The 12,841-nt window shown below is 37.8% G+C and carries 12 protein-coding genes and 2 tRNA genes; all 14 read left to right on the top strand.

Annotated elements, in window-relative coordinates; all coding sequences use genetic code 11:
* Positions 1-90: 90 nt before the first annotated feature.
* The 14 genes from ACGHCK_RS06750 to ACGHCK_RS06685 all read left to right on the top strand — a co-directional run bounded on the left by ACGHCK_RS06750 (position 91) and on the right by ACGHCK_RS06685 (position 12,759).
* A complete protein-coding gene (locus tag ACGHCK_RS06750) occupies positions 91-603 on the top strand; it encodes a cysteine hydrolase family protein (protein WP_202230028.1) in 513 nt (170 codons plus the stop codon).
* 161 nt (positions 604-764) lie between these two features.
* On the top strand, positions 765-3,002 hold the full coding sequence (nrdD, locus tag ACGHCK_RS06745) for an anaerobic ribonucleoside-triphosphate reductase (RefSeq protein WP_251422371.1): 2,238 nt from the start codon (positions 765-767) through the stop codon (positions 3,000-3,002).
* A 307-nt stretch (positions 3,003-3,309) separates the two neighbouring features.
* The gene (locus ACGHCK_RS06740; RefSeq protein WP_271328152.1) at positions 3,310-4,755 is read left to right on the top strand and encodes an APC family permease; all 1,446 of its coding nucleotides are present in this window, start codon (positions 3,310-3,312) and stop codon (positions 4,753-4,755) included.
* A gap of 307 nt (positions 4,756-5,062) precedes the next feature.
* Positions 5,063-5,662: an anaerobic ribonucleoside-triphosphate reductase activating protein gene (nrdG, locus tag ACGHCK_RS06735; protein ID WP_202230031.1), complete on the top strand. Its 600-nt coding sequence runs from the start codon at positions 5,063-5,065 to the stop codon at positions 5,660-5,662.
* Entirely contained in the window at positions 5,659-6,150 is a 492-nt protein-coding gene (locus ACGHCK_RS06730) for a DUF2325 domain-containing protein (protein WP_202230032.1), read from the top strand. Before nrdG ends, ACGHCK_RS06730 begins: the two co-directional genes overlap by 4 nt.
* A 64-nt stretch (positions 6,151-6,214) precedes the next feature.
* The gene (locus tag ACGHCK_RS06725) at positions 6,215-7,048 is read left to right on the top strand and encodes an energy-coupling factor ABC transporter ATP-binding protein (RefSeq protein ID WP_251422365.1); all 834 of its coding nucleotides are present in this window, start codon (positions 6,215-6,217) and stop codon (positions 7,046-7,048) included.
* Entirely contained in the window at positions 7,045-7,890 is an 846-nt protein-coding gene (locus tag ACGHCK_RS06720; protein ID WP_202230034.1) for an energy-coupling factor ABC transporter ATP-binding protein, read from the top strand. The genes ACGHCK_RS06725 and ACGHCK_RS06720 overlap by 4 nt, the downstream gene beginning before the upstream one ends.
* Before the next feature lies 1 nt (position 7,891).
* A complete protein-coding gene (locus ACGHCK_RS06715; protein WP_202230035.1) occupies positions 7,892-8,692 on the top strand; it encodes an energy-coupling factor transporter transmembrane component T family protein in 801 nt (266 codons plus the stop codon).
* A gap of 117 nt (positions 8,693-8,809) precedes the next feature.
* Positions 8,810-8,883, top strand: a tRNA-Arg gene (locus tag ACGHCK_RS06710).
* Positions 8,884-8,936: 53 nt separating this feature from the next.
* Positions 8,937-9,010, top strand: a tRNA-Pro gene (locus ACGHCK_RS06705).
* A gap of 297 nt (positions 9,011-9,307) precedes the next feature.
* Positions 9,308-9,445 carry a hypothetical protein gene (locus tag ACGHCK_RS06700; RefSeq protein WP_202230036.1) on the top strand — a complete coding sequence of 46 codons (138 nt, stop codon included), beginning with the start codon at positions 9,308-9,310 and terminating at the stop codon, positions 9,443-9,445.
* 359 nt (positions 9,446-9,804) lie between these two features.
* The gene (locus tag ACGHCK_RS06695; protein WP_271328151.1) at positions 9,805-11,532 is read left to right on the top strand and encodes a DUF1430 domain-containing protein; all 1,728 of its coding nucleotides are present in this window, start codon (positions 9,805-9,807) and stop codon (positions 11,530-11,532) included.
* A gap of 63 nt (positions 11,533-11,595) precedes the next feature.
* A complete protein-coding gene (locus ACGHCK_RS06690; RefSeq protein WP_271328162.1) occupies positions 11,596-12,195 on the top strand; it encodes an ATP-binding cassette domain-containing protein in 600 nt (199 codons plus the stop codon).
* A gap of 114 nt (positions 12,196-12,309) precedes the next feature.
* Entirely contained in the window at positions 12,310-12,759 is a 450-nt protein-coding gene (locus ACGHCK_RS06685) for a hypothetical protein (protein WP_251423500.1), read from the top strand.
* Positions 12,760-12,841: the final 82 nt, after the last annotated feature.

Here is a 12,841-nt window from a genome sequence, read left to right as displayed (position 1 = left end):
AGTACAAAAGCTGAGAACTGAGTGCTCCTTAATTCATTTTCTATCTATGAAGCAGTTGACCTTATTGAGGCGGTATGTTACACTTTGCATATGAAAAAACTACTGGTACTGATTGACTTTCAAAATGACTTTATAGATGGCTCTTTGGGAACAGCTGAAGCACAAACTATTGTTCCGAGAGTGGTTGAGAAGCTTAATACTTATAAAGAGAGTGAACGCTTGGCGACACAAGACACACACTTTGAAGACTACTTAACAACGCAAGAAGGAAAGAATCTGCCCGTGCTTCATTGTCAAAAAGGAACAAAGGGTTGGGAAATTCGAAAAGAAGCTCAGGTAGGCTTTAAACGGGTCTTTGAAAAAAATATTTTCGGTTCAATACAGCTTGCAGAATACATTAGGGATGAGAGGGTTGAACAGGTAGAACTCATTGGTATCTGTACGGATATCTGTGTGATTTCAAATGCAATGCTGATTAAATCTTTTGCACCTGAAGTGAAAATTATTGTAGATGCCTCTTGTTGTGCTGGGGTCACGCCTGAAAGTCACGGTGCAGCGCTGGAAACAATGAAATCTTGCCAAATTCATATTATCAATGAATAAAGAAGAGCACATGGATCAGCTCTTTTTATTTTTCCTTGTAACACTATATATAGTGTGCTTTCTTTTATTTTCATGAAAATAGATACTATATATAGTGGAAAAAGCAAAAGTTATTTGATAGAATAGAAGGCAAGGAATTAAAAAAATAGGAGAGCAAATCAATGAAGGTGGTTGAAGAAAGCCTGGTAGAGGTTCAAGAAATTAGCGTTATAAAACGTGATGGACGTTCTGTAAAGTTCGACAGCAGCAAAATTTTTGATGCTTTAAAAAAGGCTGGTGATGAGGTGATACCACCAGTTTCGGAGACACGTATCGCTGAAATCTGTGATCGTGTGGTTCACGAAATTTTTACACGTTTCACGGACAATGTAAAGATTTATGAAATTCAGAGTATCGTTGAGCATATCTTGATGGAACTCGGGGAAACAAAATGGGCAGAGGTTTATACGACATATCGTACACAGCGCGATCTTGAAAGAAGTAAAGCCACAGATATTAACTTTACTATCGAAAAGCTTATCAACAAAGATCACACAGTTGTTAACGAGAATGCCAACAAGGACAGTGATGTTTTTAATACACAACGTGACCTGACAGCAGGAGCAGTTTCTAAAGCAATTGGCTTGAAGATGCTTCCTCCTCATGTGGCTAATGCCCATCAAAAAGGAGAAATTCACTACCATGATTTGGATTACTCTCCTTTTACAACCATGTCAAATTGCTGTTTGATTAACTTTAAAAATATGTTTGAAAATGGCTTTAAACTAGGGAATGCACAGGTGGATTCACCTAAATCTATTCAAACAGCGACAGCTCAAGCTTCACAAATTATCGCAAACGTAGCGAGTTCGCAATATGGTGGTTGTTCATTTGACCGTGCTGATGAAATTTTGGCACCTTATGCAAAATTGAACTATGCGAAGCATTTAAAAGATGCGGAAGAGTGGATTGAGCAGCCTGAAAAACGTGAAGCATATGCTAAAGCAAAGACCAAAAAAGACATCTATGATGCTATGCAGTCTTTGGAATATGAAATCAACACGCTTTTCACTTCGAATGGGCAAACGCCGTTTGTCACAGTTGGATTTGGTTTGGGAGAAGACTGGTATGCACGTGAAATTCAAAAAGCAATTTTGAAAGTACGTATCGGTGGTTTAGGTAAGGAACACCGTACAGCAATCTTCCCTAAGTTAATCTTTACACTCAAACGTGGGCTCAACCTTGAGGTGGGAACCCCGAACTATGATATTAAGAACTTAGCGCTGGAATGCGCGACAAAGCGGATGTATCCAGATATCTTATCTTATGATAAGATTGTTGAACTGACAGGCTCATTTAAAGCCAGCATGGGTTGCCGTAGTTTCCTTCATGGCTGGAAAGATGAAAATGGCAGGGATGTTACAGCTGGACGTAGCAATCTCGGTGTTGTTACGGTTAATCTCCCGCGTATTGCTCTGGAAGCAGCAGGCGATAAAGAAAAGTTCTGGGAAATCTTTGATGAACGCATTGCGATTGCTAAAGATGCTTTGGTCTTCCGTGTCAACCGGGCAAAGGAAGCTCAACCCAAAAATGCGCCTATCCTCTTTATGAATGGAGCTTTGGGCCGCTTGAATGCGGAAGACTCAGTAGACGAACTTTATAAAAATGATCGGGCAACTGTTTCTCTTGGCTATATCGGGCTTTATGAAGTTGCGACAAGTTTTTATGGACCAACCTGGGAAAACAATAAGGAAGCAAAAGACTTTACTCTTGAAATAGTGAAAAGCATGAATCAAGAGTGTAAAGACTGGAGTAAAGAAACGGGTTATCATTTCTCAGTGTATTCTACACCAAGTGAAAGTCTGACAGACCGTTTCTGCCGTATGGACAAAGAAAAATTTGGCTCAGTGGCTGACATTACTGACAAAGATTACTATACCAACAGTTTCCACTATGATGTACGTAAAAATCCAACACCATTTGAAAAATTGGAGTTTGAAAAAGATTACCCCGTTTATGCAAATGGCGGATTTATCCATTATGCTGAATATCCAATGATTCAACAAAATCCTCGTGCGCTTGAAGCTGTTTGGGACTTTGCTTATGACCGTATCGGCTATCTGGGAACAAATGCACCTATCGACCACTGCTATGAATGTGGTTTCGAAGGTGATTTCACAGCGACAGAGCGAGGTTTTAAATGTCCACAATGTGGAAATACAAATCCTCAAACTTGCGATGTTGTGAAACGTACCTGTGGCTATCTTGGAAATCCTCAAGCAAGACCAATGGTTCATGGGCGTCATAAAGAAATATCATCGCGAGTGAAGCACATGAATGGTTCAGTAGGTGTTCTCCGAGATGGGGAGAGTATTGATAGTGAAGAAGTGGATCATGTTAAAAGTAAATTTGTGAAATAAAGGCTAGAAAATAGACGAGATTTTAAAACATAAAAAATGTTCAACTGGGTTCCAAAGAGTCCTGCAGTTGAACGTTTTTTTATTTTGGCATTTTGTGTTAGAATCAGTCAATTTTCTACATTTTTTCCAGTTTCTTTCATATCAGAGTATAGGAAGGGAGTGGGGGTTAGGTTGTTAGGGAATTTTTAGATATGAAATTGACAGTACTTAAGTTTTGTTCTATAATCTTAGTGTAACCGCTTTTTTAATTAAATATCTGAAAAATACTCTGTCTTGTCCGCAGAGTGAAAAAAATTTAAGGAGTCATATGGACACTAAAAAAATCAGATGGTTTACCGTCGCATTTATTGCCTTCAACATGGTTTGGGGGATGGGAAATGTGGTTAATAACTTTGCCCAGCAAGGGATTACTGTTGTGACCTCATGGATTTTGATTCTGGCGCTTTATTTTGTCCCTTACGCACTTATTGTTGGTCAGCTAGGGTCAACTTTTAAAGACAGTAAAGGAGGAGTGAGTTCATGGGTTGAGCGAACTTCCACAAAACGTTTGGCTTATTATGCAGCATGGACGTATTGGGTAGTGCATATTCCTTACTTGGCACAAAAACCTCAAGCTATTTTAATTGCCTTTGGCTGGATTGGTCGAGGAGATGGTCAACTGGTAAGTTTGATGTCAGTTCCGCTTGTGGCTGTCCTTTCCCTGCTTATTTTCTTACTTTTCCTCTGGCTTGCAACCAAAGGGTTAAACACGCTTAAAGTCATTGGGGGTCTTGCCGGAACAGCAATGTTTGTCATGAGTTTACTCTTTATTGTTATGGCAGTTAGTGTCCCATTTATCTCGAAAAACTTTGCTATTGCGACACCAGATATGGGGAATATCAGTACTTATATTCCTAAGTTTGACTTTAGCTACTTTACGACAATCTCAATGCTGGTTTTTGCAGTTGGTGGTGCAGAAAAGATATCACCCTATGTTAACCAAATGAAGAGTCCAGCGCGCGAGTTTCCAAAAGCGATGATTATATTGGCTGCTATGGTAGGAGTCTGTGCTATTCTTGGTTCAATAGCGATGGGGATGCTCTTTACAAGTGGAAATCTTCCAGAGGACTTGATGGCAAATGGAGCCTATGCCGCCTTCCAGATGCTGGGAGAACACTACGGCATTGGCAATAGTTTAATGTATGTTTATGCCCTTACGCAAGGTATCGGTCAAATTGCTGCACTTGCTTTTTCAATTGATGCGCCATTGCGTATCTTGCTTGCGGATGCGGACCCACAATTTGTTCCAGCTTGGTTGCGTAAAACAACTGCTAAAGGAACGTTGATTAATGGTTTCGTATTGACAGGGATTTTGGTGAGTATCGTTATTTTAATGCCACTGCTTGGAATTGGAAACATGAACGAACTGGTCAAATGGCTGACAAACCTAAACTCTGTCGTGATGCCGATGCGCTATATGTGGGTATTCTTCGCCTTCATCATGCTTAACCGTGCGATGAAACACTTTACTTCTGAATACAAATTTATTAAGCAAAAACGTTTGGCAATGTTGGCAGGCGTTTGGTGTTTCTTGTTTACTTTGCTAGCATGTGTCCTTGGGATGGTACCAAAAGTTGATTTCGCTGCAAATCCATCTGCATGGTGGTTTCAATTGACTTCAAATATCCTGACTCCTGTCGTTTTAATTCTTCTGGGTATGCTTCTTCCGTTTATTGCACGCCGTGAGCAAAGAAAATCAAATGATTTAGTCTAAAAAGTAGTATAATATAATGAGTAGTTTCGTGAGAATTGCTCGTTTTTTAATGTGCTGCTATCATTGTGGCTAAAGCCACTAATGATAGACGCCAATCCCGATAGGGCCTTGTCTGAGCCCCTTATTAGCTGGGAATCAAAAAAATGTCGTTTTTGATTTCTAGCGTCATATGCTGCTATTATTGCCCCTAAAGGTACTAATGACGGGCGGTAATTCCCAGGAGAATTGTCTGAGTGTCCTCCTCCTCATTGTGATTGGGGAATGAATTGATAAATTTCAGATAAAATAGAGATAGGAGTAAAGACCGATGAATAATCCAAAACCACAAGAGTGGCTTGCTTCAGATTTGGAACAAGGCTATGTTTCAGATTACAAGCCTTTCAATTTTGTAGATGGTGAAGGTGTGCGTTGCTCGCTTTACTTATCCGGCTGTAAATTCCACTGTGAAGGATGCTACAACCAAGCGACATGGAACTTCCGTTATGGGAGTCCATATACAAAAGAATTGGAAGAAAGAATCATGTCAGACCTGAGTCAGTCTTATGTTCAAGGCTTGACCTTGCTTGGTGGAGAGCCATTCCTTAATACGGGTGTGGCATTACCGCTCGTCAAGCGTATACGTGCAGAGCTTCCTGAAAAGGATATCTGGTCTTGGACAGGCTATACTTGGGAAGAACTTTTGCAGGAAGATGATACGAAACTTGAACTATTGCGAAATATAGATATACTTGTCGACGGTCGCTTTGAACTCAGCAAGAAAAACTTATTGCTCCAATTTAGAGGGTCTTCAAATCAACGGATTATTGATGTGAAAAAATCTTTGGCTAATAATCGAGTGGTTATCTGGGAGAAACTCAATGATGGAAAAGCAGCAGTGGAACAAATTCATAAGGAAAAACTGATATGAAGACTGTCTTAGTAATTTGTGAATCAGGCTATTGGCATGACATACGTGAAGGTTTAGCAGCAGTAGAAGTTGGTTTTCTAGGTTTTGATAAGAAAAAGCCTAGGCGTTCAGAGGTTGACCAATTAGTAGCACAAGCTGACTTTGTGATGATTCGGAATCTCAATGTTGCCCATGCTTCGGTACGATTTGCAAAAGAAGCAGCGAAATCTAGCGGTACACCTTTCTGGATAGGAAGTAATTTCGGTGTAGAAAAAATCATTGAAAAGCTTATCCTTGCCTTTCCAGATATAAAGGTACCTGAAAAGTCCATAAAGCCAAAAGCTCCAAAGAAGAAAAGTGCCCAAAAACTTTCCAGACGTTCTGCGCTTGAATCAGAAAAATATTATCAGCTTCCCAAGAAAGCAAAAAATCTTGCCTTAAAATCAGCCCTGAAAGGCGTTAAAATTGCTGAAGAGGATATTGATTTTGAAAAAATGTTTAAGTCCTAGTACTGGACTTTTTTCTAAAAATGAGAGATAGCGAAAACGCAAGGCATTTGGTATAATTAGTTTTATGAATAAAATCCTCGAAGTAGAAAATCTGTCCTTCAAATATGAAGAAGATCAAGAAATGCCCACTTTAGATGGGGTGTCTTTTGCTGTTCAAGCAGGAGAGTGGGTTTCGATTATTGGCCAAAATGGCTCAGGAAAATCAACCACAGCTCGCGCTATTGACGGCTTACTTGAAAATGTATCAGGAAATATAAAAATTGACGGACAAATTTTAAGTTCGGAGAACATTTGGACACTTCGTCAAAAAATAGGCATGGTTTTCCAAAACCCTGACAACCAATTTGTTGGTGCAACTGTCGAGGACGATGTTGCCTTTGGAATGGAAAACCAGGGGATTCCTCGTGAGGAGATGATTTTACGTGTGGATCAGGCTCTAAAACAAGTCAATATGTTAGAGTTCAAAGGCAAGGAACCTGCGCGTCTGTCTGGTGGACAAAAGCAGCGTGTTGCTATTGCAGGGATTATCGCATTGCGCCCAGAAATCATTATCCTTGATGAGGCAACTTCAATGCTTGATCCGACAGGACGCGCCGAAATCATGCGCGTTATCCGTGAAATTAAGGCAGAATATAATTTGACAGTACTCTCCATTACTCATGATCTGGATGAAGCAACTTTATCTGATCGTGTTTTAGTAATGCGTGCCGGTAAAATTATCAAGTCGGCCAAACCAGAAGAACTTTTTGGTTCGGGTGAAGACATGGTTAATATTGGTCTAGATATGCCTTTTACGTCAAGCTTAGCGGAAGATTTGCGGGCGGACTTTAACTTGCCAGAAAAATATTTAAATGAAGAAGAACTGGCAGACATCTTAGCAGAAAGACTGAGAAAATGATTAAATTTGATAAGGTAAATTTCACTTACCAACCCAATACTCCCTTTGCGAGCCGTGCCCTCTTTGATATTAATTTGGAGGTAGAGGAGGGGAGCTATACTGCCCTTATTGGTCATACAGGTTCAGGGAAATCAACGCTGCTCCAACATCTTAATGGCTTGCTGCAACCCACAGAAGGTAAGGTAAATATTGACGATATTGTTATTCAAGCCAGCAGTAAACAAAAAGAAATCAAGCCAGCACGCAAAAAAGTGGGGGTTGTTTTCCAGTTTCCAGAAAGTCAGCTTTTTGAAGAAACAGTTTTGAAGGATGTTGCTTTTGGACCACAAAATTTTGGTGTCTCGCAAGAAGAGGCGCTTAAAATTGCGCGTGAAAAACTCGAGCTTGTTGGTTTAGCAGAAAAAAACTTTGAAAAATCGCCTTTTGAATTATCAGGTGGGCAAATGCGTCGCGTTGCCATTGCTGGGATTTTAGCAATGGAGCCCAAAGTGCTCGTTCTTGATGAACCAACAGCTGGATTGGATCCCAAAGCACGTATTGAGATGATGGCGCTCTTTAGTCACTTACACCAGAAAGGTCAGACCGTCGTTTTGGTTACACATAATATGGATGATGTGGCCGAATATGCGGACAAGGTGTACCTTTTAGAAAAAGGTCGTGTTATATCATCGGGCACACCTCAGGACGTTTTTCAAAATGTTGATTTCTTAACGCAACATGAGCTTGGCGTACCTAAAACAACGGAATTTGCTGTAAAATTGGAGCAGCGAGGCATTGCTTTTGACCGTTTGCCGATTAAACGGCAAGAGTTGATTCAAGTGCTGAAGGAGGCGAAAAAGTAGAATGCAAAATATGCTTATGGGACGCTATATCCCAGGAAATTCGCTGATTCATCGCTTGGATCCTCGCAGTAAACTTTTAGTCATGTTTATTTTTGTTATTGTGATTTTCTTTGCGCATGACTGGTTAGGTTATTTACTTCTAATTCTTTATACCTTCGCCGGCGTCCTTTTATCAGGAATTTCTATTTCTTATTTCCTTAAAGGCTTAAGGCCGATGATTGGTTTGATTTTATTTACAGTCATTTTTCAGATGCTTTTTACACCTGGGGAACATATTGTTTTTCAGTTTTGGATATTGAAAATATCAACAGAGAGCTTGATTAATGCACTTTATATTTTCTTCCGATTTGTGTTGATTATCTTTATGTCCACGGTTTTAACGTTGACAACACCACCGCTAACATTGGCGGACGGTATCGAAACTGGTTTAGCGCCCTTGAAGAAAATTAAAGTCCCTGTCCATGAATTAGGACTAATGCTTTCGATTTCTCTGCGCTTCATTCCAACATTGATGGACGACACAACCATGATTATGAATGCCCAAAAGGCAAGAGGAATGGATTTTGGCGAAGGAAATCTCTTGCAAAAAGTACGCTCTATTATCCCGATATTGATTCCGCTCTTCGTTTCGAGCTTCCGTCGTGCGGAAGATTTGGCGGTTGCTATGGAATCGCGAGGCTATCAAGGAGGCGATGGACGAAGTAAGTATCGTCAACTCAAGTGGTCGAAAAATGATTTTGTTTTATTACTGAGTATTTTCATATTGGCTGCCCTTCTCCTTATATGGAATGCTTTTAATTAAAACTGCTGCATAAATTTTGCCTAAAAACCTGAATAATTTAGGTTTTTTTGTTTATTTATGAGTTTGTCCTTGCATTAATAAGGGTGATTTGCTATAATAGTCAGGTAGTCAAAAAGCGCACCCGTGGCTCAACTGGATAGAGTACCTGACTACGAATCAGGCGGTTGCAGGTTCGAATCCTGCCGGGTGCATAATAATTAAGTCGGGCTTGCCCGTTTTATTATTGTGAAAATCTTTATACCACCGGGAAGTAGCTCAGCTTGGTAGAGTACTTGGTTTGGGACCAAGGTGTCGCAGGTTCGAATCCTGTCTTCCCGATTACCGACTAACCCTAACTCATCTTTCGTAGATGAGTTTTTTTGTTGGAAATGAAAACTAACCTTGTATTGCGGTCAATGTCATTAAGTTAAGCAATAGATTCTTCGGAGTCTATTTTTATTTTGCTTTGAATTTATTAGTAATCCTATCATTCCAATATTAGGAAATGTTATATATGTCAAATCAAATAGAAGATAGCGTGCAAAAAAGTAATTTTTTGATTCTTTGTTACATCTCGCACTTTTTTACGAATAATAGTGTGGGTATAAATAAAAACTATTGGAAAAGAGGAAATGTATGAAGAAGAAGAAACGAAGGTTGTCTATTAGACTGATGAGTATTACTTTGTTAGCCTTAGGAGGATTGGGAGTTGGTCAAGCTAAAACTTTTGAGGAGGATCTGAAAGTAAAAATAGCAGAATATATCGAAAAATAGTGGAAAACAAACTTTTAGAGTAAAAGAATTAAAATGAAATGGGGCTTTTTTGAAAAAAAGAATTTTAAAATTTAATCTTCTTATCCTTCTACTTAGCATTTTATTTGGCATGTTTATTTTTCAGGTAGAGCATTATTCAACAAATAAGGTGCTTGATTTTTTTAGGTATACGGATAGTTATTCACCTGTAAAAAAAACCTAAAAAAATACTGAATAAAGAAGATAATGACAGAACAATTGATATTATAGAAAAAATTTCAAAACAGGAGGGATTATTTACGCTCTACAAAGTTGTAGACCAAGGGTACTTTATCAAAGAAGGGATTAATTTTAAGTTCCTAGAAAAAGCAGAGATAACCTTGTATGCACCTCATACGAGTCAAAAAACCAAGTACACCCCTCCATTGAGTAAGTCAGTCTTATCTATTGATAGTATAGAGAATTTAAAAAATAAAAATGAATTTGAGTGGCAAGTTTTTATAAAAACAGAGGATAAAAACAAATATAAAGATACGGTAGAACAGATTAAAAATGCTTATAACAAAGCTTTTGATGAGAACTATACTTATCAAGATTTTGCAGATTTTGAAAAAAGTGAAAGTTATGAATTATCATCGGGTAGGGACATTTACAATATTTCAAGCTATTTAAAGATTGGCATAACCTTTTTTATAGTGATGTTGAGTTTTTGGATTTTCTCGGTTCATAAAAAAATTCATATTTTACGACAAAATGGCTATTCTATCGTAGCGAGCATCAATAACTTTATCGGCAAGGGGTATGCAATTTGTATTTTTGCATCCATTGCTTTATTTATCTATTTATTAGGAACCATTTCACGCATCTATTGTGTCAATTTTATGATCAATATTGGTCTCCTCCTATCCTTGAGTTATGTTTGGTTGATGCTGCTGGTTTATGTCGTGGAGAAGTTAGGTCGGAGAAAAAAAGAGAGTAAAAATAAAGGAGAAAAGTTATTTATCAACGTATTGCCAACAGCGATAAAACTTATTTTTCTGCTGATGTTAGTCGTAATTCACCTAGATTTAGCAAGGATTATGTATGAAGCATCCAATATCACCTTTAATAGTGAAGTGCCTAAAAAAATAAGTGAAGATAACTATCATGTTTTTTACCCCGTTGTTGTGGGAAAAAATCAACTTGAATTTGACCATGACAAGGATTCTAGAGCAGAAGAAGAGGAAGAAATTTATCGCTACTTAAACCAAAACGGAAGCTTGCTCGTAAATATAGAGCATTATAATATAAAAGAGAACGAAGTGTTTGGGAGAACGATACAACTCAACCCTAATTATTTAAAAAAATTCGAGATTTTAGATGAAAATAATCAGAGAATCCTTATAGAAGAAAGTGAAGAAAAAAGAATATTACTCATTCCCGAAAGATTCAAGGGAAGTGATGACTTAAAGAAGATAGAAGAATACTATTTTAAAGACTTACTCCAATTTGAGGATAAATTAACGGAGATTATCTATATCAAAGATAAACAACCTGTCTACAGTTTTGTTCCCAATAAGCCATGGATTGATGACTATCCTATTTTAGATATTTTAACACTCAAAAATAGCGACAGTTGGGACAGGAATATTTTTAATGGTGATAGGTATCCGCCAATCAAAATAAAAACAGCTGGGCAGTCAAGTGAAAAGCTTAGCGGGCTTTTAGAGAAAAACAAGTTAACGGATAATTTACCTTCTTTTGTCCCCTATGAAAAGTCAGAGATTACGCTAATAAAAAGACTGTCCGGTTCGCTCAGCTATTTATTAATCAGCTCCTTATTGACTGTATTTGTCTTTTCTATTGTTTGCTTACTTACGACGGCATATTTTTTCCAGTATCATAGTAAAAAATTTTATTTGCTAAGGCTAAACGGTTATTCATTTTTTGAAACTTATGCCTCAGTCTTTTTATTGTTGCTATTCGAACTAATGATGGGTTTAACTATAGCTGCATTCTTGTCTGAGATTAGCAAAGAATTTGTTATTAATATCTTTCTGGCCATGGTACTCAATGTCATTATAGTCAGTATGACTTTGTTTAGAGTTGAAAAAAGAAAGTTTAATTAAATTTTTAAAGGGGAAAGTGATGAATAAAAACGAAATAGTCTCTCTACGTAATATCAAAAAAAAATACAGGATAAATCCATCTTTTCAATCAATACGTTTACTGTAAGTAAGGGTGATTTTGTTACCATCAAAGGTGTGAGTGGCTCTGGCAAGACGACGCTGTTAAACATACTAGGGATGAACGACACGGTAAGTTCAGGAGAATATTTATTTGAAGGTGTTGAAACAGCAAAGTTGAAAGCAAAAGAAAAACTGAAAATAAAAAGAAATAAAATATCATTTTTATTTCAAGATTTCGGTCTAGTTGAAGAAGAAACAATTAATTTTAATTTAGAAATAGGCCTAAAATATAGCAAATTAAGCAGGAAAGAGAAAGTAATACAAAAAAAGGAGGCACTGAATGCGGTCAATTTAAATAAAAAACTATCGACAACGATTAGCAGTTTATCTGGAGGAGAAAAACAGCGCGTAGCACTCGCGCGAATTATTTTAAAACCATCCATACTTATTTTAGCAGATGAACCTACAGGCTCTTTAGACTCACTCAACAGAGATATCGTCACTGATATTTTATTTCAACAATCAATAAATGGGAAAGCAGTAATCATTGTCACTCATGATGAGGAACTGGCAAAGAAAGGAAATAAAACCATAGAACTTTAATTTTGCACTGCCCTTTTTTAAAAATCAGTCTTACAGAAGATCATGAACAATCTAAGGCTTTAAAATTCTCGGAGACACAGCAACATTGTATATAAAAATATTTTGGAGGTAAATATGAAAAAAACGTTATATTTAGCAACTTTAGTACTTTCTTTTGGACTGTTAGGAAGTTTACTAGGGGGTTCAGTTGCTTTTGCGGACAAACTAGAGCCGTATGGGGATATCACACACACATCAGATTCTGAGGGATATATCCATTTTGACTCTAAGGATAATATTGTAGAAAGTAATTTAGGATCTAACACCAATAAGAAAGCAAGACCAGCTATTAATCATGCTTCAGGGAGATGGGTATATTTTTCTGACCTTTATGATTTGGGAAGAAGGAAAAGAGGACATTCTAACCATTACAGCTCTAAATATCAAAGACATGGTGCGAAAGCTAAAGTAGGTACGGACACCAGAATAGCAAATGCTGTATTTAAAAAATGGGCATTTGCAACTGCTCACGGAAGATCTTCTGATACTTTTTCTTGTTGGTATAATCCGACAAACTGGTATTAATTTTTAGGGAGATTGTTCATGGTCTTCTGTAAGGTTGGTTTTAAAGATGGGGCTTTGGGATGGAGGAGACGCTGCTGTGAAA

Source organism: Lactococcus muris (assembly GCF_042849115.1).
GTDB lineage: Bacteria > Bacillota > Bacilli > Lactobacillales > Streptococcaceae > Lactococcus > Lactococcus muris.
This window is presented reverse-complemented; position numbering and strand designations above follow the sequence as displayed.